The organism is Ignavibacteriales bacterium, assembly GCA_026390795.1.
Classification (GTDB): Bacteria; Bacteroidota; Ignavibacteria; order Ignavibacteriales; family Melioribacteraceae; genus Fen-1258.
The window spans coordinates 1192101-1216368 of the sequence record JAPLFG010000003.1 but is presented as its reverse complement, the minus strand read 5'-3'; the positions used below and the strand labels follow the sequence as shown (position 1 = coordinate 1216368).

At 35.4% G+C, this 24268-nt stretch carries 21 protein-coding genes and 1 pseudogene; 16 read left to right on the top strand and 6 right to left on the bottom strand.

All coding sequences use genetic code 11. The features are described 5' to 3' along the window. Nucleotides 1–6 precede the first annotated feature (6 nt). The 3 genes from NTX65_08965 to NTX65_08955 all read left to right on the top strand — a co-directional run bounded on the left by NTX65_08965 (nt 7) and on the right by NTX65_08955 (nt 2697). Nucleotides 7–1293, top strand: a complete 1287-nt coding sequence (locus NTX65_08965; GenBank protein MCX6169458.1) for a T9SS type A sorting domain-containing protein — start codon at nt 7–9, stop codon at nt 1291–1293. Continuing rightward, nucleotides 1290–2111, top strand: coding sequence for a hypothetical protein (locus tag NTX65_08960; protein MCX6169457.1), 822 nt, complete (start codon nt 1290–1292; stop codon nt 2109–2111). The genes NTX65_08965 and NTX65_08960 overlap by 4 nt, the downstream gene beginning before the upstream one ends. A gap of 220 nt (nt 2112–2331) precedes the next feature. Next, nucleotides 2332–2697 (top strand): STAS domain-containing protein, encoded by a 366-nt coding sequence (locus NTX65_08955; GenBank protein MCX6169456.1) that lies wholly within the window; start codon nt 2332–2334, stop codon nt 2695–2697. A gap of 2 nt (nt 2698–2699) precedes the next feature. On the opposite strand, the gene NTX65_08950 is transcribed toward NTX65_08955, so the two are convergent. Further along, nucleotides 2700–3908: a U32 family peptidase gene (locus NTX65_08950; GenBank protein ID MCX6169455.1), complete on the bottom strand. Its 1209-nt coding sequence runs from the start codon at nt 3906–3908 to the stop codon at nt 2700–2702. Nucleotides 3909–3997: 89 nt separating this feature from the next. Between NTX65_08950 and NTX65_08945 the strand changes: the two genes are divergently transcribed. The 5 genes from NTX65_08945 (at nt 3998) to NTX65_08925 (ending at nt 10137) form a co-directional block, all read left to right on the top strand. Beyond that, a complete protein-coding gene (locus NTX65_08945; GenBank protein MCX6169454.1) occupies nt 3998–5125 on the top strand; it encodes an MFS transporter in 1128 nt (375 codons plus the stop codon). Nucleotides 5126–5192: 67 nt separating this feature from the next. Next, the gene (locus NTX65_08940) at nt 5193–7154 is read left to right on the top strand and encodes a PAS domain-containing sensor histidine kinase (GenBank protein ID MCX6169453.1); all 1962 of its coding nucleotides are present in this window, start codon (nt 5193–5195) and stop codon (nt 7152–7154) included. A 19-nt stretch (nt 7155–7173) separates the two neighbouring features. After that, entirely contained in the window at nt 7174–8556 is a 1383-nt protein-coding gene (locus tag NTX65_08935) for a sigma-54 dependent transcriptional regulator (GenBank protein MCX6169452.1), read from the top strand. A 19-nt stretch (nt 8557–8575) separates the two neighbouring features. Then, nucleotides 8576–8917, top strand: a complete 342-nt coding sequence (locus NTX65_08930) for an STAS domain-containing protein (GenBank protein MCX6169451.1) — start codon at nt 8576–8578, stop codon at nt 8915–8917. Nucleotides 8918–8994: 77 nt separating this feature from the next. After that, nucleotides 8995–10137 (top strand): SpoIIE family protein phosphatase, encoded by a 1143-nt coding sequence (locus NTX65_08925; GenBank protein MCX6169450.1) that lies wholly within the window; start codon nt 8995–8997, stop codon nt 10135–10137. A 31-nt stretch (nt 10138–10168) separates the two neighbouring features. Here the strand turns inward: NTX65_08925 and NTX65_08920 are convergent, their stop codons facing one another. Both NTX65_08920 and NTX65_08915 read right to left on the bottom strand, forming a co-directional pair. Further along, the gene (locus NTX65_08920; GenBank protein ID MCX6169449.1) at nt 10169–11164 is read right to left on the bottom strand and encodes a DUF4922 domain-containing protein; all 996 of its coding nucleotides are present in this window, start codon (nt 11162–11164) and stop codon (nt 10169–10171) included. Nucleotide 11165: 1 nt separating this feature from the next. Next, nucleotides 11166–12623 carry a glycosyltransferase family A protein gene (locus NTX65_08915; protein MCX6169448.1) on the bottom strand — a complete coding sequence of 486 codons (1458 nt, stop codon included), beginning with the start codon at nt 12621–12623 and terminating at the stop codon, nt 11166–11168. 494 nt (nt 12624–13117) lie between these two features. Between NTX65_08915 and NTX65_08910 the strand changes: the two genes are divergently transcribed. Both NTX65_08910 and NTX65_08905 read left to right on the top strand, forming a co-directional pair. Then, on the top strand, nt 13118–13336 hold the full coding sequence (locus NTX65_08910) for a hypothetical protein (GenBank protein MCX6169447.1): 219 nt from the start codon (nt 13118–13120) through the stop codon (nt 13334–13336). Between the two features lie 248 nt (nt 13337–13584). Further along, nucleotides 13585–13896 (top strand): annotated as a pseudogene (locus NTX65_08905) (septal ring lytic transglycosylase RlpA family protein). Between the two features lie 51 nt (nt 13897–13947). On the opposite strand, the gene NTX65_08900 reads toward NTX65_08905, so the two are convergent. Both NTX65_08900 and NTX65_08895 read right to left on the bottom strand, forming a co-directional pair. Further along, nucleotides 13948–15372 (bottom strand): ATP-binding protein, encoded by a 1425-nt coding sequence (locus NTX65_08900; protein MCX6169446.1) that lies wholly within the window; start codon nt 15370–15372, stop codon nt 13948–13950. Nucleotides 15373–15385: 13 nt separating this feature from the next. Beyond that, nucleotides 15386–16054 carry a response regulator transcription factor gene (locus tag NTX65_08895; protein ID MCX6169445.1) on the bottom strand — a complete coding sequence of 223 codons (669 nt, stop codon included), beginning with the start codon at nt 16052–16054 and terminating at the stop codon, nt 15386–15388. A gap of 275 nt (nt 16055–16329) precedes the next feature. Between NTX65_08895 and NTX65_08890 the strand changes: the two genes are divergently transcribed. The 5 genes from NTX65_08890 to NTX65_08870 all read left to right on the top strand — a co-directional run bounded on the left by NTX65_08890 (nt 16330) and on the right by NTX65_08870 (nt 23199). Continuing rightward, nucleotides 16330–17421: a type III polyketide synthase gene (locus NTX65_08890; GenBank protein ID MCX6169444.1), complete on the top strand. Its 1092-nt coding sequence runs from the start codon at nt 16330–16332 to the stop codon at nt 17419–17421. Beyond that, entirely contained in the window at nt 17421–18098 is a 678-nt protein-coding gene (locus tag NTX65_08885; protein ID MCX6169443.1) for a methyltransferase domain-containing protein, read from the top strand. The genes NTX65_08890 and NTX65_08885 overlap by 1 nt, the downstream gene beginning before the upstream one ends. A 6-nt stretch (nt 18099–18104) precedes the next feature. Next, complete coding sequence (locus NTX65_08880) at nt 18105–19244, top strand: NAD(P)/FAD-dependent oxidoreductase (protein MCX6169442.1); 1140 nt, start codon at nt 18105–18107, stop codon at nt 19242–19244. Between the two features lie 177 nt (nt 19245–19421). Beyond that, on the top strand, nt 19422–21152 hold the full coding sequence (locus NTX65_08875) for a hypothetical protein (protein ID MCX6169441.1): 1731 nt from the start codon (nt 19422–19424) through the stop codon (nt 21150–21152). 328 nt (nt 21153–21480) lie between these two features. After that, entirely contained in the window at nt 21481–23199 is a 1719-nt protein-coding gene (locus NTX65_08870; GenBank protein MCX6169440.1) for an NAD-dependent malic enzyme, read from the top strand. Nucleotides 23200–23283: 84 nt separating this feature from the next. Here NTX65_08870 and NTX65_08865 read toward each other — a convergent pair whose 3' ends face one another. After that, nucleotides 23284–23628, bottom strand: coding sequence for a hypothetical protein (locus tag NTX65_08865; protein ID MCX6169439.1), 345 nt, complete (start codon nt 23626–23628; stop codon nt 23284–23286). Between the two features lie 190 nt (nt 23629–23818). Between NTX65_08865 and NTX65_08860 the strand changes: the two genes are divergently transcribed. Continuing rightward, nucleotides 23819–24247, top strand: a complete 429-nt coding sequence (locus NTX65_08860; GenBank protein ID MCX6169438.1) for an Rrf2 family transcriptional regulator — start codon at nt 23819–23821, stop codon at nt 24245–24247. Nucleotides 24248–24268: the final 21 nt, after the last annotated feature.

Below are 24268 nucleotides of genomic sequence, written 5' to 3'. Positions count from 1 at the left end.
ATAACGATGAAAAAAATATTAGTTGTAATATTGATATTATTTACCGCTGCAATCACGGAAGCGCAATTACGGTGGCGTGTAGTTGGTAAAATGCCTTATCCGGTCTCGGGCGGTCAAGTTATCTACGATATTGCAGCGCAAAGCAATAAAATATATATCCTCGGCGGTTATTCGGATTCATTGCAAAGCGCCGTTGATTGGATTCAAGAATATGATGTGGAAAAAAATTCTTGGCAAATGGTTGGAAGAATGATTCAACCAAGGGATCAATTTGTTGCGGATCTTTGGAAGAACAGTATTATGTACTTCGGCGGTACGGTTGATGCCTCAACAGATAAAAATACATTGGAATCTTGGGATTATAAAATTGTTTCAAATCTTGCTTCAGTATATGACCGGAATAAAAATTTTGGAAGATTATTTTCTACTGGCCAAATTGTAGGAGAGAATTTTTATATCATTGGAGGTGATCCGGCCACTGCAGGAGACACACTCTCATACATTCAAGCATATAACTTAAGTACTAAACAAAATGGAATTTCTTTTAATTCTCCTTCACCGGATCCTCCTCGCCAGCGTATGACGTTTATCGTGGGCAATAACATTTATATTTTTGGCGGTGTAATAAACGGTGTTATGAAAGCAATTCAAAAATTTAACATAAGCACGCAAACATTAGCGGATATGCCCGAACAATTAAACGAGTCTCGCGCTGCGGGATCCGCAGTTTACAACCCGCTTAGCAAAAAGGGATTTCTCATTGGCGGTTATAATGAAACATTAACAGCGTTGAACACAGTTGAACAAGTTGAAATTCAACCGGACGGCTCATTAAAAATTACGCAATCTTTACCGATGACATACGCACGCGCCGGCTTAATGGCAGTTGCTTACAAAAATGGATTTGTTGCAGTTTTCGGGGGCAGAACAGACCGCGGGCATCTTGGCAAAGTTGTTCCTTATATTGAAATTCTTGATGAAGCTTCATCGGTTCAAGATGGTAATAATTTGCCGAATGAATTTGCACTTGACCAAAATTTTCCTAATCCGTTTAATCCATCTACGGTTATCAGCTACCAAGTGTCGACTGTCGGCCAGGTTCAGTTGAAAATTTATGATTTTCTGGGAAGAGAAATAGCCGCATTAGTTAACGAGGAAAAATCACCGGGCAAATATCAAGTTGGCTGGAACGGCGAGGATAAAAACGGCAATAAGGTTCCAAGCGGAATTTATTTTTATAGAATGACAGCGGGTAATTATTCATTAACTAAAAAAATGCTTTTGCTCAAATGATAAAAAAATTATTTCTGATAATATTTTTTTTACTGGGGATCTCCTTAATCCATTCTCAAGAAGTTACTTTTGATAAAGTTCAACAGGAATATGAGAATTTTGAATATGATAAAGTCATAAATCTTTCCGATCAATTGATAGCAAAAGGAAATATTAGCGATTCTCTTTTAATCGAACTTCATATGATGCGCGCTATAGTCTTCTATTCTACTGGCGCAGACTCATCTACAAGGAAAAGCTTCGAAAGCATTCTAAAGATCAAAAGAAATTATCTTCCGGATCCATTAACAACTTCACCTAAATTAATCACTATTTTCAATGAAGTTAAAGCTGAATTCATTAGAAAGAATCCGGATTTGGATGTTATTCAACCGGCTGATTCTACAAGGCGGGAACAAGAAGTAAAATATTTAGCTCCGGTTCCGGCTGTAAGCGCAGTTGTAAAAAATTTATTGCTGCCGGGGCTTGGTCAACTTCATCACGGAAATTTAACCAAGGGCTGGTTAAATACGGTTGCGTCTACTCTCAATATTGGTGCAGTAATTTATTTTACAATTGATGCGAACAAGAAACAAGACAATTATTTGAAAGAAACGGATAGCTTTCTTATTCAGCAGAAATATGATGAGTATAATAAATCATTCAAACTTAGAAATACATTTATAATTACATACGCTGTTCTTTGGCTCTATAGTCAAATTGACCTTCTTTTATTTACAAGCGATAATGAATCAGATCAATTGAAGCCGATCGGCAGCAATGTTGATATAAATCCTTACGGAAATAAATTCCAATTGAGTTTTCGTATTCCACTCTGATTTTCCATTGTAAGTTAAAACTTAATTACTGATTTGTTAATGGTTGATAATTCTTCCGGCGAAAAGAAAAACCCAGTTTGGACAAAATGATTTCATAAAATATAACCCGTGAAATTATTTTTCAAAACCGATTGAAATCATCCTCAGTTAGTTTTCTATTTAATCTGGAATTCATATATTGGCACACAAAATTATTGTATTGAAGAAGTAATAAACTTATATGGATTTCAAATTAGAAAAAATTGGTGAGGTTGCTATTGTTCATGTTTTTTTGAACAGAGCCACACTTGCCAAGGCAATATTGTTCAAAGACTTTGTCTCAGATATAATTTCTGGCGGAACAGTTAAGATTGTTATAGATCTGAGTATCTGCGAGTACGTAGATTCAACATTTCTTGGTGCTATGGTTGCATTATTAAAAAAGACAAACTCGCTTAATGGAGACTTGCGCTTAGTTTATAATGAAGAAATGCCCTCTCTGGTTTTTGTTTTAACACGTATGGATAAAGTATTCAAAGTTTTTCCCGGACTTGATGAAGCGGTGGAAAGTTTTTCCGGCGGGAAACCAAAACTCGAATGGAAATAATTTTAACTTTCTAGAGAAACAATTTTATAAACTTTATCATATTGACGTACACGTTCACTGCATAAAATTGTTATATCATTTCCTTTAGGCGCAAAGCTCAATTCAATCTCATCTTTCATCATTTTATCGATCATAAGTTCCACAACACCGGTAGTGCTGCCAATAATATAAATGGGATCGCCGGTTTTTAAATCGTCAGCTTCAATCCTTATCGACGCAACACCGCTCTTTTTATAGTAATTAAGAACTTTGCCAATATATGCTTTTCTGGTGGTGGCAATGCTGCCGTAAATTTTAGCATAGCTTTCAGATCCAGGCTGACCTAAATAAAAACCTGAAGAGAAACCGCGGTTATAAACTCGTTTTAATTTTTCAACAAATTCCTTTTTCTTTTCATCGTCTAGTTTGTTCTCAAAATATAAGTCTATTGCCTTCCGGTAAGATGAAACAACATTTGCAATATACTCTGGACTTCTCTTCCTTCCTTCGATTTTGAAAGAATCTATTCCTGATTCGATTAGTTTATCTAAAAATTCTATGGTGCATAAATCTTTAGGCGATAAAACATAATCTTCGCCCAATGTCAGCTCGAATTTTTCATCGCTGTCAATAATTTGATATTCTCTTCTGCATGGCTGTAAACATTCTCCACGATTCGCACTTTTGCCAAAGACCTCGTGACTCATAAAACATCTTCCGCTAACTGCAATACACATTGCCCCGTGCACAAATGTTTCGATCTCGATGTTGGATTTGCTTTTTATCTCTTTGATCTTATCTAGAGTACATTCTCTGGCAAGAACAACTCGTTTAGCTCCCAAGCGCTCATAGAATTTTACAGTAGAAGAATTTGATGATGAAGCCTGAGTGCTAATACAAAAAGGTATTTTGTAATCAACACATTTTTGAATTACCGCCATATCCCAGCATATAATCATATCTATTCCGGCATCTCTGGCGGCAGATACAATTTTATCAAGCTCATCTAATTCTTCTTCGAACACAATGGTGTTAAGTGTTAAATGAGTTTTAACATTGCGTTCTTTGCAGTACTCAACAATTTTGGGAAGGTCGGGAAGATCAAAATTATTTGCAGCGGCACGCATATTTAAGGATTTCACACCAAAGTAAACAGCGTTGGCGCCCGCTTCAATTGCGGCACTTAGCATGGTCCAGTTACCGGCAGGAGCCAATAGCTCGGGCTTTTTCATTTTATCTTTTTCCATACAATGTAATAATAAGAAAAGTTGTGTAATTATTTCTTGTTAAGCTATTTTTCCTATTAATAATTAATACATATATGCGAAAAAATTTTATACTTGCGCTTGTCGGAATTGGAATTGGAGGGATTGGTTTTGGGCTTGTTACTCCTGTAACAGTTATGTTGTTAGAATTAAACCACGCACCTAGTTTTATTACCGGCTCTACTGCGATGGCCGGATATATAAGCATTTTCATTTTTTCACGTCTTACGGGAAGATTAATAGACCGATATAATGTTAAAATGATTTTAGCATCGGGACTATTCATCTGGATGATAAGTGCATTAGGGCACATCTTTTGGCGTATCTATCCGCTTCTATACCTTGTTAAAATAATAATGGGTATTGGAGGAACATTTATTTTTGTTTCCACAGAAGTGATGATCAATTACTACAGTGATGATACAAACCGCGGAAAAAATATCGGATTATATGTTGTAATTCTTTCTATCGGAATTGCAGTCGGCTCCATGTTAATATGGACAATAAAACTCGGGAACTGGGTTCCGTTTGTTATCGGGTCTTCAATTGTGCTGCTTGTTTTTATTGTTCAAACTGTGTTTATGGATGAAATAAACTTGAAAGATAATAATGAAAAAATAGAGAAGATGCCGATGGCAAAAATGCCTTTGATGAGTTTACTTGCCGCTTCCATTTATGGCCTGTTTGAGTCATCTGTAATAGTTGTTCTTCCATTGTATGGGCTGAGGAATTATTTTACCAGCGACCAAGTTTCGTATTTTATTGCTTCATTCGTTATTGGCGGAATTGTTGTACTATACATCGTTGGTCATTTTGCAGACAAAATTTCCAAATACAAACTGCTTTTAATTATTTCGACATTGTTAGGATTTCTTTTTTTACTCCCGACTTTTGCAAAAGACTTTATTTTTCTTCTTATCGTTTTCTTTTTAATAGGAGGGTTTGTTCCGGCCTTTTATACTGTAGGATTGAATTATACTATTGAACAAGTTGAGAAAAAATATATGACACAGGCCAATGGATACTTTGTTATGATGTACGGAGCAGGTACTATTTTAGGGCCGCTTATTGGAGCTGTATTAATAGATTTTAATAAGCAGTATGGCTTCTGGATCTTTGCCTCTTCACTATGCATTTGCTTTTACCTGCTTTTTAAATTTTATCATAACGCTAGTACTCGTTAAAGCATTGCCTATTATTCCTCAGACTAATTTATTATCTTACATTAAAATTATTTATAATTGCTGCTGAATGGGTAACAAAGAGGAACATATTCTTAATAAGATCTGCCAGATAACCGAAAGCGATGCCGGTGTAGTTTTTAAATCTAATGGTTTGAAGAAAATTATTTTATCCTCAGTCGGCGGCATTAAAAGAGATGATAAAAATCTTCAGACTTTACTTAGATCCATTGCTTCAAAAAAGGAACCGCCCGCTGCTTATATTAAACAACTGGATGCATATAAAACATTTGCCCGTCAATTCGGGTATAAATCTTTCTATAAAGAATTATTTTTAGAAGAAAAGAGTTCAAGATACTATCTATTATTGTTTTCGAAAAAAAAGATGCCTGCATCAGAAACGATTCATTCCCAAATTGTTCCTCTAATAAATAATTTTAAGAAAAAAATATCGAAGCCACAAATTTTGAAGCAGGATAAAAAACCCGAGCAATTACTTAGTGAATCCGAAATTCAACAGACAATAAAAGAAACCATTAACAGTATTAATACAGTTTTATTCTCAACTAGTCCGGATGGTTCGGAATTTAATTTCATCACCGAAGCCGTAAGAACTCTTTTTGGCTTCTCGCCAGAAGAAATTTATCAGAACAAGTATCGCGTGCTTAAATCAATTCACGAATCAGATTTCGCACGGTTCAAAGAATTTATAAATAAACTAAGAAACAAAGAAGAAGCGGTTGTTGAATACCGGATGAAGGACCGTTACGGAAAGGAACACTGGGTACGTCATTCCGCAAACCCGATTATTAAAAATGATAAGGTAGTACGTATAGTTGGAGTAATTCAGGAAATTACAGAAGAGAAAGAAGTTCAACTTCGTCTTGAAAGCTCTGAGGAACGTTTTAGACTATTGATTGATACTGCGGATGATTTGATTTTTATTTTAGATGGATTCGGCTATTTCAGCATGGTAAACAAAAACGGAGCGGCGGCACTTGGCCTTACTCCCGAAGAAATGCTGGGCAAACATTTTCTTGAATTCATTGATAAAGAAGATGAAGTAAAAATCGCGGAAGCATTTAATAAAATTCTAAATTCAAGCGGCATAACAACTTTTGAAACCATTTTCTTGGACAGGTTTGACAAAGGAATTACATTTGAGATAAGCGCTAAGCCGATGATGACCAACGGTGAAGTAACTGGTATGCTAAGTTTTGGCAGGAACATCACAAAGAGAAAACTTGATGAACAAAAAATAAAAGATTTAAACTACAAACTGATTGAAGCGAATCGTATTATTTTGATTGAAAGAGAAAGAGCTAGAAATAAGATTACGGTGCTCGAAGAAGTCAATAAACTCAAAAATGAATTTATTTCGAATGTTTCACACGAATTAAGAACCCCGCTGGCTTCAATTGTTGGCTTTGCAGAAACAATTTCATCAGATTCGGACCTTTCCAGAGATACAGTCCATGAATTTAGCAATATTATTTTGATGGAAGGAAAACGTCTAGCTAAACTAATAAATGATATTCTTGATTTTTCACAACTAGAATCCGGCGAAGAGGAGCTTCAAAAAACAAGTATGAATGTAGTTGATGTAATTGATGAAGTGGTTAAAAATCTACATGAATTAATAGTTGAAAAAAAACTAGTTATCTCAAAAGAATACCCGGAAGAAAAAATAACAATAAATGCGGATAAAGAGAGAATCTCTAAAGTATTATGGAATTTGATAACAAATGCAATTAAATATACAAACAGCGGCGGAAGGATTTCCGTTATTGTTCAAGATTACGGGAAAGAAATTGAAATAGCCGTCAGCGATACGGGTGTTGGTATTCCGGAAAAAGATTTACCTAATCTATTCCAAAAATTTAATAAGGTTCAAAAAGCAGGAATGCAAATAAGCGGAACCGGCTTTGGACTAGTAACTGCCAAACAAATAATAGATCTGCACAAGGGATTTATCAAAGTAAGAAGCCAGGTAAACAAAGGCGCTACATTTATTATTAGACTTCCCAAATAGAATTTTAGTTGAGGGTATATTGGAAAAATTAGTTTTTATTGTTGATGACGAAGACTCAATTCTTAAAATGCTTTCGCATTGGGTCAAAAATCAATGGAACTATAATTGCGAAACATTTATTAACGGAACCGATGCACTAAATGCGCTTTCGAATAATCCTGATTTAATTCTACTCGATATTATGCTTCCGGATATCAATGGAAACGAAGTCTTAAGTAGAATCAAAATGAAAAACCCAAAGGTCCCAGTAATAATGCTTTCTGCTCAAGGAAGCGTTGAAGTTGCCCTGGAGTCGATACGGCTCGGCGCATTTGATTATTTTCCCAAACCGATTGATAAAAACCGGTTAGAACCCGCAATTAGGAATGCTATAAAGCATTACGACCTTGAACGGGAAGTTGAAAAGTTAAAAGAGAATCTTACTAAAGAATATAGTTTTGATAACATCATCTCTGCAGATAAAAAAATGCAGGAAGCTTTCAAGATGGTTTCGAAAGTTCTTGATAATGATATTACCGTTCTGATCGAAGGAGAAAGCGGGACAGGTAAAGAATTAATAGCACGTGCAATTCATTACAACGGAAAAAGAAAAGCGGCACCATTTGTTGTTGTTAACTGCGCTTCAATTCCCCGCGAACTTCTTGAAAGCGAATTATTCGGTCATGAAAAGGGAGCTTTTACAGGAGCGCATGTTCGAAAGATTGGAAAATTTGAACTTGCAAAAAGCGGTACGATTTTTCTGGATGAGATTGGTGAAATGGAGATGGCTCTTCAAGCAAAAATCTTACGCGTGATACAGCAAAAAGAATTTGAGCGGGTCGGTGGAAATGAGGTAATTAAAACTGATGTAAGAATTATATCTGCTACAAATAGGAATTTGAAAACCGCAGTTGAAAATAAAAATTTTAGAGAAGATCTCTATTATAGATTAAGCTCATTCCCAATTCATATACTTCCTTTGCGCGAAAGAAAAGGGGATATCGTAATTCTGATCAACCATTTTATCGACCACTTCAATATAAAACTTAATAAAAAAGTTAAAGGGGTTTCTAAAAATGCTCTGAAAATTATGTACGATTACGATTGGCCGGGTAACGTTCGTGAACTTGAAAACACTCTTGAACGATGTATGATTTTAAGCGAGGGCGATCATATTGAGATTGATTCTTTGCCGGCAAATATTGCGGGTCAATTTAAAACTTTTAATGTCGGCAGTAACGGTGTTATGTTCGGAGACGACTCCCCGATTATTCCATTTGAAAAATTAAAAGAAGAAGCAATTCGCCATGCATTAAAGATTTCCGAAGGAAATATTGTTGAAGCGGCACGCAAACTTAAAATCGGCAGAGCCACTCTTTACCGATTAATGGATAAATACAAAATTGATTCACCTAAGGATTGACCGGGGAAAAAAAGACAAAATGGAAATAGTCGAAGAAATAATTGATGATGTAATAGTAGAAATAATTAATCTTGATAGAGCAACTTTACGAGAAGCCGAAGAACTGAAATTTAACGTAAATGAGAAAATTAACGCCGGCTATAAAAAAATAATTATTGATCTTACTGCCGTTGAGTTTATAGACTCTACATTTCTTGGAGTAATCGTTAACACCCTCAAAAAAGTAGCAAAGCTGGGCGGTGATTTAAAATTAGTTGGTTTTAAACCAGCAATTAGATCTATGTTTGAGCTAACTCGTTTGTTTAGAGTTTTCGAATCTTTCAGTGATTTACAAGATGCAATAAGAAGCTTTAGTAAATGAAATGCTTTTACAGTTAACAAGAAATCAAGACCGATCAAAGATTCTGAAACGATTCATAAAATTTTATTAGATAATTCATGAAACAAGAAAACACAAAATTTCTGAGCACCATTCTTCTTGTCGAAGATGAGTTCAACATTGCAAAGCTTTTTAATTATAATCTTACTAAAGCCGGGTTCCGTTGCGAGGTTGCAAGTAATGGAAGAGAGGGATATGAACTTGCAGAAAAAATTAAACCGGATTTGATTTTAAGCGACGTTATGATGCCTGAAGTTGATGGGTATGAATTCCGCAAACGTCTGTTAGGAAATGCCGAGCTCAAACAGATTCCATTCGTTTTTCTTACCGCAAAAGGAGAAGAAGAAGATATACTCCAAGGATATGATCTCGAGATAGAAGACTATATTATTAAAACATCCAGCCCAAAGGTGGTAATAGCAAAAGTCTCGGCTATATTAAAGAGTTTGGAAAAGGAACGTGTTAAAGTTGTTGACGAAGTCCAAAGGGCAGCTGATTCAATGGGAACAAAAGTTGTTCCGGAAGATTTTCCACAGTTCGAAGGATTTCAAATCAAACATTGGCATATGCCGTTTAAGAATGTTCCCGGTGGGGATTTTATTGACTACTTTAAATTGGATGACGATAACATTGCAATAATTATGGGCGATGTAATGGGTAAACGATGGGGCGCATGGTATTTTGCAGTGGCTTATGCCGGATATGTACGAAGTGCCGCGCGGTTTGTCCTGGAATCATCGAATGATTATCAGCCAAGTCACATATTACAAAAAGTAAACGATTCGGTTTTTAAGGACGAGAGAATTTCAGAAGTGTTTATAACACTCTCTATAATTATACTAGATAAAAAAAATAAGACAGCACGATATTCGGGAGCCGGAGACCTGCCGCTTATTTTCAAATCCAAAGAAGTAAAGAGAATAGTTTCTACCGGAGTACTGCTTGGTTTTAGTAAATCCGGCGAATATGAAGATATAGAACTTAACCTCGAAAGCGGAGATGAATTATTTTTGGTAACCGACGGAATTACTGAAGCGCGCAACAAAGCAGGTGATCTTTACGGCGAAGAAAGATTAATGCAATTTATCGGCAGACTCAATTCTAAGAATGATTCTCTTGATCAATTGAAAAAAGAAATATTTGATTATACCGGCGGCGAAATGGACGATGATGTTAGTGTTATTAATGTGAAAGTATTGTAAAATATTTCAAAGACATATCCCAAAGCAGTTGTTATATAAAAATCTCACCAATTTTTTTTCTTAAAAACTCAAAATATTCTTTTGGGATAGTTACCTGTTTGAAAATATTAATTACATCTTCTTTTTTTAATTTTTCAAAATCTTCTAGGCGAGGTGCTATAAATAGACCTCCCATATCAACTGCCGCTGGACTGATAAGCAATTGATTTTTCACATCTTCAAAAAATTGAACCGGTCTGTGAACTTGTCGCGGAAAAATAATAAGCCGCCAAACATCTTCCTGAAAACTGACTGTCAAATTCATCATCGGTTCGTTATGTGGTGCGGAAATTTTTTTAAATGAATTTACAAATGTTTTGAAAGCAAACAACAATTCACCTTTATCTCTCGATTCGAAAGAAATAAAGTACCTTAAAAAATTCTCGAAAAATCTTACTTCGATTTTCCCATTTCCGACAACCGCTCTCGGAAGCATGTTGACCATCTTATTAAACTCATATTCAACCGGCATAATATTTTTTGTTCCCGCCTGAAAATGCATATGGTCCGGTGCAGAAGAACCGCATTTGGGACCATTATAGAAGATAGTATAATATTTTCCGATTGATCTGGTGAGATCTAATAACTCTTCAAAATTTCCGATGATGGTTTGCGGAGTATGGTTTCTCTTCGAAATAGTAAAATGTTCCGGAAATATGGGATATGGGTTAACCAGTATATAAAAATGTTTGTTATAAACTAAACTGTTCTGCTCAGTAGGAAGATTCTCTTGACATAAAAAACATTTTCTAGCTTTAATTGCCTTATCGCTAACATCGGCGGAAGAAGATATTATTCTGTCCGGGTTGAATTGAATCTTAATTTCGAAGTCATCAAAAAGAAACTTTCGAATTTGAATATTTGCAAGATTTTCATAATTATTTTTTAATAACGGCCAAGCAGAAGTTTGTTCTATTAGCAACCTTTTTGTACGCTCAGCCCACCAATCGGTGCCGGAATTCTTTTCTAATTTTTCTTCAATCAGCATATTATTTATTCTTCTTTTGTCTTGCTAAAATTTCAAATGTTCTGAGCCTGTCCTTGTAAATATTGTTGCTGTTTTGTTTATAAATATCAAGAGCCGAATCCGTGTTGCCTTCCCACCGCCTGCAAAAATAGATTGGTTCAAAGATTCTTCCAATTATATAATTACGCGAAATAGTTATTCCAAGAAAATAATCTTCTCCGTAACTGACATTTGGAATTTTGATATCTCGAAGAATTGGAGTGTAGAACGCTCGGGGTGCACCTAGTCCGTTTATTCTTAATGCATTATTTGCACCATTCTCGTCTGTCCATTCCCTGTGACTCACTAAACCCGGCGGAATTTCTTCTAATAAGAAATTTGTTAATTTATATGAGCCAATCACCATTGCACATTTTTCTTGTCTAAAAACATTAACAATGGACTGGAGTGAGTTCTCGTCGGTATAGAGATCATCGCTGTCAAGTTGTACTGCGAACTTTCCGCATGCTTTATTGTGAATCGCTTCATTCCAGCATCCGCCAATCAATAAATCTTTTCTATTTGGAAGAATATGAATTAACCTCTTCTCTTTGATTCCAATAGAATTTAATAACTCTGTTGTTCCGTCAGTTGAATAATTATTAACAACTAGTACGTTATACTGGAAATCTGTTTTTTGTTTCAGCGCGGATTTAACCGCGTCGCCAATTGTTTTTATTCTGTCTTTTACCGGAATAATTATTGAAGCTTCAACTTCGAATTCATTTTTAAGCGGTTCAATCTCTAAAAAATTTGATTCTATAAAAGCATTTATCATTTTCAAATGATTTGTCGCCGCTTGTTCCATCTCGATTTGCACAATTCTGTTCTTTGGATCGACATAATCAAATTGTTTTTCTCCGAAATTTCGAAAGTCTGTTTCTGTCGCATGGTAAAAATATTCCGGAATTCTGCTAATTATACTTTTCCGTGAAATGTTCAGACGCAAATCATAAAGACCCGCGTACTTGTAAGTGCCGTGCATTGTTTCTGCAACACTTTTCAACGTCTTTGAGTCTATAAAAAGGAGAGGTCCAAAATCAAAATCATCGCGGATACTTCCAAGCTGATAATCAATCGTGGGATGTTTCTCAGGATTCCCCGCTTTTATCTCATAATAATCTGAATAAAGAATTCCCGCACCGGTATCATTCGCAACATTAATAAATCTCTCGACCGTAAAATTCCCTAAGTCAATCTTTAGCGGCTTTGTCATTAATAAAATAAACGTGGTTTCAGCTTTTTCGGCAATAATTTGGACTGTCTTAGAACTTTCTAAACAATCAATATGTAATACTTCAGTTCCGCTAATCGGTAATGCCGCGATTTCATTTGAGAGTACAAAAATTTTATCAACTGATTGAGTTAGCTTAAGTTGGTTAACTAAACCCTTTGTTGTTGATTCATCTACAAACGGAATAAATGCAGTAACCTTTGCCATCATTTTTCTTTTTTAATCATCTATAACTTATGAAAAAGAGGAGAGACTTTAAATTGGAAGTTACAAAGAGTACTTCCTTAGGAAAGGGTGATGGAGAGAAGCAAAATTAAAATTGTTCTAAAAATGAACGGAAGCCTACAGAGGACAAGTTGCCCGATATTAGTCATGAAATAGACCGGCAGCGGAAATTAGGTAGTAATTTTATGAAAGGGGAGACAAAAAATTTTGTCTCTTGTAAAAATTCTTTAAAAATCGTCTAAAAACAGCGCTTTTACGTTTTCAATTCTTCTTGCGATAGATCCCAAAGGTTGTCTCTTATACTCCTAAATGATTAAATTAGCGGCATCAATATATGAATCAAACTTACAAGTGCTTTAGTGAATCAAAAAAAACTGACATATTTCTTTATCCTGGTTCTTATGTTCTCCGCAGGAACAGCTTTTTCAAAATCTGTGTCTGAGTTTTATCCATCACGGGTTTCTGGAAAGGCACCATTGAAAATCGCTGAAAGGACTATTATTGGTCTTTCGGCTATGTGTCAGAGTGATTCTATTACCGATTCAATCCAAAATTTAGGAAATAATCAACCAGCCCTCTCAGAAAAATTATCGAACTATCTTATCAAAAATTATATTCTTTCAAATATTTCATTGCCATTTGCAGAGAATACAAGACGAATCAGTATCTGGTTCACGTCGCGACTCAAGAATTAACTCCACCTGTATTTCGAACTGAAGTTTTTCCTTTACTCCAACTTTAAAACGTATGTTCAATAAAAAAGAGGTAATATTTGCAAAGATTAAAAATAGTTATCATCGTTAGTCTAATAGCCGCAAGCGTAGGATTTATTGGTTTTGGCGATACGTCTGCGAGCGAGAATAATGGTGCAGCTAAAATAATCATAAGCAGAGATGCTGAACCAAGCATGACAGCTGTGAACATAAACCCAATGGGAGTTATGACGGCATCATGGTACGGTCCGCGTTTTCATGGAAAAGCAACCGCTAACGGCGAACAATATAACCAGATGGCTCTAACAGCTGCTCATAAATATTTGCCCTTTGGTACAATCCTCCAAATAACAAACATCAGAAATAGTAAATCCGTAATCGTTAGAATTAACGATCGGGGTCCCTATGTTGATGGACGCGACCTGGACTTATCGAAAGGAACAGCTCTTGCACTCGGAATGATTGGCAGAGGTGTTATAAGAGTGAAAGTCGCAGTAGTTGCCCTTAATTCAGAGATAAATCCAATCAGCACCCTCAATTAATATCAAGAAAATAACGGCGCCAATTAAGGCGCCGTTTTAGTAATTAGCGCTTCAGATTTTTGGAAGATATATAATTAATTTTGTTAATGAATTGTTCGTTGTTTGCACTTCTACTGTTCCTTTGTGAAGATTCACAATTGATTTCACCACAGACAATCCCAGTCCTACACCCCCGGTTTTCCTTGTTCTAGATATATCTGCACGATAAAATCGATCAAATATTTTTTCGACTTCCTCTGCTGGAATTCTTTCTCCGGTATTAGTGATGCAAATTTTAATTTCCTCTCCCAAATCAATTGCCGAAATGGTCACATCCGTATTTTCATCTCCAAACTTGAATGCATTATCGATGATATTGGATAATGCTTGTTTCATCAAATTAATATCAATCTGTATATATAAATTTGGCAAGTCCTCTAAAACCAAAGACATGTTTTTTTCTTGACCTAATATTCCCAAACTTTTAGACAAAGAACTTAAGAATGATTTAAGCTCGACTTCTTGATAGTCTATATTGATCATTGCGTTATCGCTCTTCGAAATAAAGAAAAGATTATCAATGATCTTAATCATTCTTATTGTCTCTTCGAAATTGCTTTTTAAAACCTCAATGTATTGTTGCGGGGTTTTTTCAGACTTAAGAGCAATCTCGATTTCACCGCGCAAGATTGTCAAAGGAGTTTTTAATTCATGCGCTGCCGAAATAGAGAATTGGTTCATAAAATCCACAGAAGTTTTAATTCTCCCAACCATTTCATTCATTTTTTTCACTAACCTACCGTACTCATCAAAATATTCACCGCCAGGAATGGTCTCATCTAAATTTTGACCGGTTATTTCTTCTGTCTTCCTTATAATTGCATCAATACGAGAGAGGGATTTGGCGGAAATAAGAGCGCCGCCTACAATTGAAATAAGGAAAAATATTGGAGCGATGAGAATATAAATTTCTTTTAGATTGCTGAGTGTTTGGGAAATGTATTCTTTGGAGTAAGCAACAATAACAACATACTTTTTGCTTTTTAATTGACAAACTCTTACCACGCCTTCAGATAGATCTATATTCTTATAATCGAACAGAGCGGCTTTTTCTTTCTTATCCGGGAAGGATAAAGTAATCTTACCAAGATTTGCAGTCTTGAAAATTATTCTGTTCGATGTAGTAACTTCTATAAAAGTGTTTCTACGATTGAAAACAATTGCATCGTAAGCAATATCCCAAATTAACTCATCTTCAGATTTGTATACGGTGCTAGGCTGAAAAGAATCCAAATCAACATGTTTTTCTTCGATAACTCGTAGAATAGAATTTGCCTGCGTTTTGAGGCTTGAATCCAGATTCATATGGGAAATGCTATAAATGTAAAAATAGATTACCATGCCGAGTAAAAATTCCATCAAAAAGAAAAGGGAAGAATACCAGATTGTTATTTTGAATCGTGTTGAAGTGAAAAATAATTTAATCTTTGTAATCATAACCAAGTCTAAACTATTCTTTAATAATATAACCCACGCCTCGTACAGTGTGAATCATCTGTTTTTCAAATCCATGATCGACTTTCATCCGGAGTTTATTGATATAAACATCAATTACATTTGTGCCGCTGTCGAAATGAAAATCGTATACATGTTCAATAAGTTTTGTACGCGTAATGATTTTATTCTTATTTCTTAAAAGATATTCCAGGATTGAGTATTCTTTCGGAGTTAGTATAATCTCTTTATCGGACCGGGTTACTTTATGGGCTACTAGGTCGATGCTCAGATCATCTGCTTTTAACAAATTATCTTTTTGCGAGTCTTGTCTTCTTAGCAAAGCACGCACTCTAGCTGTCAATTCTTCGAATGCAAACGGTTTTGATAAATAATCATCGGCACCGCTATCAAGTCCTTCAACTTTATCTTTTGTGCCATCTTTTACAGTAAGCAAAAGTATTGGAGTAATAATTTTATTTTTTCGTAATTCCTTTGTGAGTTGTAAACCGTTCATCAGCGGCATCATAATGTCTGAGATAATCAAATCATACTCATCTGTAAGAGCAAGTTCAACTCCATCCTTCCCGTTGAACGCGGTGTCAACTTCATAAAGCTCTTCTTCCAATCCTTTCTTTATAAAGGAAGCAACCTTTTTCTCGTCTTCTACTAATAATATTCTCATATACTTAAGATAAACAAAAAAGGAGAGTTCGTAAACTCCCGGGTGTTTAGTTTTTTATTGTTTGAATTACCTGCCAATTCTACTCTTGATTAAAGCTTAATATTATCAAAAATAGCAATAGTTAATTATATATCCGTCTCTCTAATTTTGCATGCTACTTGTATTTTTAAGCCTTTAGGATATAGTGGAATCATTCAATTGAAAATAGTGTTCTTATATCAAAATCAGTTAATGATTGATCGTTAAGATTATTAAACCTTGGGAATCAATATAAAATGTTAATCGATATAGCCACAGCTTCGCCTCCGTATAAAGTTCTTCAATCAAAAGTGTCTGAAGAATTAAAAAAAAGAATGACTGGAAGACCAGCTGTGGCAAGAATGATTGACGCCGCTTCGGCTCATTCGGGAATTGATTCAAGATATTTTGTTTTACCGGATGCCGATGATTCAGAAGATAATAAATTTTATTCTTCTGATGGGAATTACATACGACCGAGCACTAAAACCCGGATGGAAGAATATGAAAAATGGTCTATTGCTCTTACCGAAGATGCAGTAAAAAAACTTTTTGATAGTACAGACTTCGATCCTGATAAAATTAACAGATTAATAACAATATCATGTACAGGTTTCTTTGCACCCGGATTGGATTATAACCTAATCGAAAAATTTCAATTACCGCGTACTATTAAGAGGACTAACATCGGCTTTATGGGATGCGCCGCTTCGCTAATTGGTTTTAATTCCGTTCTTGAAGCAATGAATAATTCAAATGAAGAGGGGAATGCACTTTTAGTTTCTGTTGAACTATGCAGTCTTCATTTACAAACAGAAGCTACAAAAGATAATATTCTCGCAAATCTAATCTTTGCCGACGGAGCCGCAGCCGTATTATTTTCTAACTCTGAATCAATGAAGTCCAAATCAAAATTGAAACTTCTTAAAACAAATTCAATCCTTTTTAAAAACTCGTCTAATTACATGGGCTGGAAAATTGGTGATTTTGGGTTTGAGATGATTCTTTCATCAGAACTTCCTAAAATAATTTTAGAAGAGGCGGTTCCAGCTCTAATAAAGATTTTTGATAACTGGGGAATAAAACAAAATGATATAAAACATTGGGCACTCCATCCGGGCGGTAGAGCAATTTTAGATTCCTTACAAACCGGACTTCAATTAGATAACGAAGAAATGATGCCATCGCGCAATGTTCTAAAGAACTATGGGAACATGTCTTCGGCATCAATTCTGTTTGTGATGAAGGAAATATTTAACACTAGGGAAATCAAGAGTAACGATTTTATTTGCGCTGTAGCTTTTGGCCCGGGGTTAAGCATGGAAGTTGCTTTAATGAAAGGCGTTTAATGTTTCTTAAAAGAAGTTATCAAAAAGAAATTATGGATGATTTTTCTATCACCGATGAAAGAATTAATTATGCATTGAAAGAATTAAGTGTCATAAATAAGTTTCTTGGAGGAAATTCCACAACAAGAAAAGGGTTAAAACTATTTCTGAATAAACACTCTTTCCCCAATCAGATTAAAATTCTAGATGTTGGTGCAGGCGGTTCCGATAATTTTAAAATCGGAAAATTCTTTGATGGAAATGTTGAAATCTGCAGTTTTGATATTAATAAAGGTGTTTGCAGATACACAAATCATCAAAAATTAACTGGGAACGTAATTTGCGGTGATGTGTTTTATCTTCCTTTTAAAGATTCGAGCTTTGATATTATACACGCCTCTCTGTTTTTACATCATTTTAACGAAGAAGAAATAAATGAGTTACTGGAAAAATTTTTAAAAATTTCCAGATATGGAATTATTATCAACGATCTCCAGCGCTCAATCTTTGCTCTTATGGGAATTAAACTACTAACCTTTTTTTTCTCGCGAAGCAAAATGGTACAAAACGATGGACCTTTATCGGTTAGAAGAGGATTTATAAAAAATGAATTGAAAAAAATTCTTTCAAAAATAAATTTCAACTACTCAATAAGATACCGGTGGGCATTTCGATGGCTTGCCGTAATAACCAAATAAATTCATATGAAAAAGTATGATGTTGCAATTATCGGAGGCGGACCCGCCGGATCAGTAGCGGCGCTTAGTCTTAACAAATTAGGCTTTGAGGTCTGTCTTATTGAAAAAAAATCTTTTCCAAGAGAAACATTGTGCGGAGAATTCTTATCAAGAGAAGTTACTTCCAATCTTCAACGGCTTGATTTGTTTGAAAATTTTTTGCTACTTCAGCCAAATCCTATTACTTCATTCAAATTTTTTTATGATAACGGCAAGTTTATTAAATCTGACTTAAATTTCACGGGCTATGGATTAAAGCGGGGTCGCTTTGATAACTTTCTGCTCAAATCCGGAAAAGAAAAAGGAATTGAAGTTCTTCAACCGGTAGAAGTTAAAGAAATTAAATTTCGTAATGATAAATACCACATTACAATTCACGATGGCTCATTCTTGAGTGAAATTACGGCAGATAAAGTTATTGCCGCTTACGGCAGACAGAACATTCTTGATAAAAAATTGAACAGAAAGTTTTTGAACAGCAGATCATACCTCAACGGCATCAAATTTCATGTTGACGACTCAGCATTCCATAATTTGGAAAAAGACACAATTAAAATTTTTACATCAGCTGATATTTATTGCGGCATAAATACCGTTGACGAAAATAAGGTGACGGTTTGTTTTTTGGAAAAAAGAAATAACGGTTTGGCTCATCCGAGGGAACAGCTTAAGAAGTTGATGATGTCGAACAAAAGTTTCGGATCGTTATTCAACGATTCTATTTATAAAGTTCTTGAGGAATTGCCGGTTTACGGAACCGGCAATATTTATTTTGGAAACCGCGAACTGGTTAAGGACGGTATTTATATGATCGGCGATGCCGCTGCTGTTATTGCGCCATTGACGGGAGACGGTATTGGAATGGCTGTAGAGAGCGCAAGTTTGGTGGCGGATGTTTTCCATAAACAGAGATTTAAAAAATTAGATGACCTTGAAACAGAAAAAATTTATATCAAGGAATGGCGGAGTCTTTTCAATAAAAGAATTGCGACAGCAAAAACTGTTCAAAGGATCATCTTAAATAATCATGCTCGGAAGATCGGCTTCAGTTTTATAAAAACTTTTCCCGGTATTCTTAAGGCAATGATCCACTCAACACGCGGATAACGTTTAAAAATAAAGCCTCTCTATTACCAGTTTGCAATTATTTATCCACACTTAATGTGATACAATGAACAAGTCCAATTGAGCAGAAAGCGGCGCATTATTCCTTTAAAATATTTATGAATCACTGTAAATATTTTTATATTTCTTTAACTCTTTTATGGCACTTGTGAGGCTGCGATGAATGTACTTTTCTTTTTAGCAATTCCGATAGTTTTATTTTATTTAGCCAGTAAATTTTATGCAAAGTGGGTTGCAAAAACTCTAGGAGAAGATGCAAACCATCCGACTCCCGCTGTAACAATCAATGATGGACGGGATTACGTACCTACAAAACGCTACGTTGTATTTGCTCATCATTTTTCCGCCATAGCCGGCGCGGGTCCAATTATAGGACCTACAATGGCGGTTCTATACGGATTTATTCCAGCATGGATGTGGGTTGTTGTCGGCGGAATTTTTCTCGGAGCGGTTCATGATTTTACAACTATGTTCATCAGTCTTCGTGAAAAAGGAAAATCGATTGCGGAAGTTGCAAGAACCACTCTCGGCAAAACCGGTTTTAATTTAATGATCACCTTTACAATTATGATGTTGCTTCTTGTTTGTTCATCTTTTTTGAGTGCAACGGCAATTTCTTTAACATCCCTTTGGCCTCTTACAAAACTCGGCGTTGAAGGGACCGATACAATATTAAAAACCGTAACAGCAAATGGAATTACATATGGAAGAATCGGCGGCATTGCTTCAACTTCTGTAATATTTATTACTATTTGTGCGCCGTTTCTCGGCTGGTTAATTCATAAAAGAGAAATAAAAACATTATATGCTTACCTGCTCGCTTCCGCTGTTTGCATAGTTTCGGTTTTCCTTGGAATCGAATTCCCGGTTTCATTACAACCCTTTCATTGGATGATCATAATTTCAATCTATGTTTTGATTGCTTCCGGAACCCCGGTTTGGGTAATTCTTCAACCGCGAGATTTTATTAACGTACAAATTCTTTACGGTGGAATTATTTTGATGGCAATCTCTTTATTATTTGTAGGATTCGGCGGCGCAGTTGTTTCACTTCCAAATTTTAATTTTGCAGAAGGAGCACAAAGCCTTGGCATGATTTGGCCGATGATGTTTATAACTATCGCTTGCGGTGCTATATCCGGATTCCATTCTCTTGTAGGAGGCGGAACAACATGCAAGCAACTTACAAATGAAACAGATGCCCGTAAAGTTAGTTTCAATTCCATGCTTTTGGAATCACTCCTTGCCATTTGCGTTCTACTCGCAATTGGTGTTGGGCTGAGTTTTGTGGATTACAAATCAATAGTGTGGCCGTCAGATCCGTTAGTCAAATCAAATCCAATTTTAGGTTTTTCTTTGGCTGCGGGAAATTTATTTCATCAAGGTTTGGGAATACCTGTCTCGCTTGGAACGGTTTTTGGAATTTTACTTGTGGAAGGATTTGTAATTACAACTCTTGATGCAGCAGTTAGGTTGAACAGATATTTATTTGAAGAGTTGTGGGTAATTCTTTTTAAAAGCCCCAAACCGTTTCTTAAAAATTACTGGTTCAATTCTTTGTTGACGGTCATTTTCATGTTCATTCTTGCGTACTCAAATGCATTCTCAGTACTTTGGCCGATTTTTGGAACCGCAAACCAGCTTCTTGCTGCGCTTGCATTAATAACAGTTGCAAGCTGGTTGGTTTTGAAAGGAAAGAAATATTTCTTCGCTTTATTCCCGGCTCTATTTATGCTAGCAACCACTATTACTGCTTTAATAATTTTATTTTTAGATTATGTTAAGAAGGGAAATTATATTCTAATGGCGGTGGATGCTTTTCTATTTATGCTTTCTCTTGGTGTTGTGTTTTTAGCAGTAAATGTTTTTTTAAAAAAAGTAAAAAAGTAATTGCTTAGCAATGAATGATTTGAAAATTTCCGTAAATATTTTTTAGTATTAGAATAGTTGTTTTGGCATCAGCCCGTAATCAATAGATTTGTGAAATGTTTGAGCTGTAATTCTCAAGTATTAAAGCGGGAATGAAAAGAAAATACCTCCCTGTACCTAATTTGACAGTCTCAAACACAGTTTTCATACACTATATCTCGTCTGCATATCGGATTATTTGACAAACACAATTTTCATTTAAAAAAAAGAAATTTTTATCCAACTAAATTTTCTCTCTGCAATTCTTATTCTATTTATATTTCGGTGCACAATTTATGGAGAGTAGTGAATGAAAACTTATTCGATGAAAACTGACGCATTAACCGGAGAAAACTATTTGGAAGTTTATCTACACGGGCAGCAATTAGTGACCGATCCATTTCTCAACAAGGCATCTGCTTACAGTGAAGAAGAACGATTAAATTTAGGACTTTCAGGATTAATTCGCCCGGCTATCTCAAACATTGAGGATCAGAGACAGAGAAGCTATGAAATGTTTACACGCAAACACGATGAAATTGAAAAGTACATTTTTCTTCAAGGGTTGCTTAACAGAAACGAGACGTTGTTTTACAATCTTCTTTGTAACAATTTGATTGAAATGCTGCCGATTGTCTATACTCCAACAGTAGGAAAAGCCTGCTTAATGTTAAGTCACATTACAAGAGAGTACCGGGGCATTTATATCACCCCGGAAAATATCGGAAGCATTGATAAGATATTTCAAGGAATCTCTTTGCCCGATGTTTATTTAATCGTTGTAACTGATGGCGAAAGAATTCTTGGTTTAGGAGATCTCGGTTCCGATGGTATGGGTATTCCCGTTGGTAAAATTAATTTGTATGTAGCTGCCGGAGGATTGCATCCTTCATGTTGCCTTCCGATCAGTTTGGACGTAGGAACAAATAACGAAAATCTTCTCAATGATCCGCTCTATCTAGGTTACAAAAAGAAGAGACTTGAAGGAAAAGAGTATGATGAATTTATTGAACGGTTTGTCCTGGGTGTAAAGCGAAATTTTCCGGACGCATTGCTTCAGTGGGAAGATTTTGCTAAGCATAAAGCATTTAAACTGCTTGAAAGATACCGTGATAGAATTCTTTCTTTCAATGATGATATTCAAGGAACAGGATCCGTTGCGCTTTCTGCTTTAATTACTGCTATGAGAATTAAAAAACAAAAATTCTCTGATCAGAAATTTCTGATTGTCGGAATGGGACAAGCGGGTTTTGGCATTTCATCAAACATTCAAAATATGCTGATGGAAGAAGGATTGTCAAAAGAAGAAGCTGCTAGTAAAATTTATGCATATGATGTATGCGGACTTCTATTAGAGGATACTCCCGGTTTAACCGATAATCAAAAACGTTTTACTCAGAAGCAGTCATCGGTTGCTAATTGGAAATTAGAATCCCCCAATTCAATTTCTTTATTAGATATTATTAGAAACGCTAAAGTTTCAATTTTGATCGGTGTTACAGCAAACAACGGACTTTTCAATTCCGAAATCTTAGGTCAAATGGCAAAGAATGATGAACGACCTGTAATATTTGCTTTGTCTAATCCAACTTCAAAATCAGAATGCACTCCGGAAGAAATCGTAAAAGCCACAAATGGTAAAGCTTTATTTGCAATGGGAAGTCCATTCGCTCCATTTGAATACTCCGGAAAGAAATTTGTTACATCACAATGCAACAACCTTTACATTTTCCCCGGGGTTGGCTTAGGAGCGCTTGTCAGCCGATCAACAAGAATTACAACAAAAATGTTTTTAAAGGCGAGTAAAGCAATTAGCGATCTGGTTACAGAGGATCAGTGCAATGCGAATATGCTTCTTCCGGATCTTACAAATATTAGAAATGTTTCTTTTCATGTAGCCAAAGCTGTTGCTATTGAAGCGCGCGAATCTGGACTGGGACGATTATTGAGTAATGAGGAATATGATAATGTAATTAAAAAAGCTCAATGGGAACCTCAGTATTATCCATTCCGATCGGGTCTAAAATAAAGATAGCTAGTTTAGAAAAAGGAGTTTATAAAATAAAAAAGGAGAGTTGTTCACTCTCCTTTTTTATAATTATACTAATCGAAATTATTTTTTAGCAGCTTCTACTTTCTTTTCAGCAACTTTTTTAGCTGTTTTGACTTTCTTTTCTGCTTTCATTTCAGCCGCTTCAGTTTTCTTTTCAGCAACTTTTTTAGCTGTTTTAACTTTCTTTTCTGCTTTCATTTCAGCTGCTTCAACTTTCTTTTCAGCAACATTTTTTGCTGCTTTAACTTTCTTTTCAGCAACTGGTTTAGCAGCCTCTACTTTCTTTTCGGCTACTTTCTTTTCTGTAGCAACTTTTGTTGCTTCAGATTTCTTTTGTGGCTGAGCTTGAGCGAATGCTAAAGATGTAAAGGCAACCAATACTACTAATGCAACTAACTTCTTCATTTGAGACTCCATTTATGTTATTAAATATTTAATAAAATTTACGGTCATAACTTATTCTGTCTGTATTAAGAATTCCTTAAAGAAAGATTAAAAAATTTTAATCTTTGAAAGCTCAGAAATAAGTATAAAATAGCATGATTTATAGAGCCAGAATAATTATCTTTAAATAGAAAACATCCAATAGGCTAATATGACGGTATTCTTTTCCAAAGCGTGCGAGTTAGGTCTGCAGGCAGTACTTTTCTTATCTACAAAAGAAAAAAAAATCTATAATGCCGAAGAGATTTCCGGTGAATTAAAAGTCCCCAAGGAATTTGTATCTAAAGTTTTGCAAATACTTACCGGCAGTGGAATAATTGGATCTAAAAAGGGAAAAAATGGCGGCTTCTTTTTAGCCAAAGAACCAAGTATTATTAAGTTAATTGATATTGTTGAAGCAATCGATGGATTAGATGTTTTCAAGTCTTGCGTACTTGGTTTTCCGGGCTGTTCACATGAAACACCGTGTCCCGTACATCATCAGTGGGGCAAGTTGCGTGAAGAAGCTTTCACAATGCTGAGCGAAGAAACATTAGAAAATTTAAGAGAGAAGACAACAAGAAAGATCGCTTCGTTATAATTTATCGATTTAATTTGAGGT

Coding starts and splice junctions, on each gene's coding strand:
- NTX65_08940 (MCX6169453.1), top strand. CDS start 5,193: ATGGGTAACAAAGAGGAACATATTCTTAATAAGATCTGCCAGATAACC.
- NTX65_08865 (MCX6169439.1), bottom strand. CDS start 23,628: ATGAAGAAGTTAGTTGCATTAGTAGTATTGGTTGCCTTTACATCTTTA.
- NTX65_08875 (MCX6169441.1), top strand. CDS start 19,422: ATGAATGTACTTTTCTTTTTAGCAATTCCGATAGTTTTATTTTATTTA.
- NTX65_08895 (MCX6169445.1), bottom strand. CDS start 16,054: ATGAGAATATTATTAGTAGAAGACGAGAAAAAGGTTGCTTCCTTTATA.
- NTX65_08890 (MCX6169444.1), top strand. CDS start 16,330: ATGTTAATCGATATAGCCACAGCTTCGCCTCCGTATAAAGTTCTTCAA.
- NTX65_08930 (MCX6169451.1), top strand. CDS start 8,576: ATGGAAATAGTCGAAGAAATAATTGATGATGTAATAGTAGAAATAATT.
- NTX65_08955 (MCX6169456.1), top strand. CDS start 2,332: ATGGATTTCAAATTAGAAAAAATTGGTGAGGTTGCTATTGTTCATGTT.
- NTX65_08900 (MCX6169446.1), bottom strand. CDS start 15,372: ATGATTACAAAGATTAAATTATTTTTCACTTCAACACGATTCAAAATA.
- NTX65_08950 (MCX6169455.1), bottom strand. CDS start 3,908: ATGAAAAAGCCCGAGCTATTGGCTCCTGCCGGTAACTGGACCATGCTA.
- NTX65_08885 (MCX6169443.1), top strand. CDS start 17,421: ATGTTTCTTAAAAGAAGTTATCAAAAAGAAATTATGGATGATTTTTCT.
- NTX65_08880 (MCX6169442.1), top strand. CDS start 18,105: ATGAAAAAGTATGATGTTGCAATTATCGGAGGCGGACCCGCCGGATCA.
- NTX65_08965 (MCX6169458.1), top strand. CDS start 7: ATGAAAAAAATATTAGTTGTAATATTGATATTATTTACCGCTGCAATC.
- NTX65_08945 (MCX6169454.1), top strand. CDS start 3,998: ATGCGAAAAAATTTTATACTTGCGCTTGTCGGAATTGGAATTGGAGGG.
- NTX65_08960 (MCX6169457.1), top strand. CDS start 1,290: ATGATAAAAAAATTATTTCTGATAATATTTTTTTTACTGGGGATCTCC.
- NTX65_08920 (MCX6169449.1), bottom strand. CDS start 11,164: ATGCTGATTGAAGAAAAATTAGAAAAGAATTCCGGCACCGATTGGTGG.
- NTX65_08870 (MCX6169440.1), top strand. CDS start 21,481: ATGAAAACTTATTCGATGAAAACTGACGCATTAACCGGAGAAAACTAT.
- NTX65_08925 (MCX6169450.1), top strand. CDS start 8,995: ATGAAACAAGAAAACACAAAATTTCTGAGCACCATTCTTCTTGTCGAA.
- NTX65_08915 (MCX6169448.1), bottom strand. CDS start 12,623: ATGGCAAAGGTTACTGCATTTATTCCGTTTGTAGATGAATCAACAACA.
- NTX65_08860 (MCX6169438.1), top strand. CDS start 23,819: ATGACGGTATTCTTTTCCAAAGCGTGCGAGTTAGGTCTGCAGGCAGTA.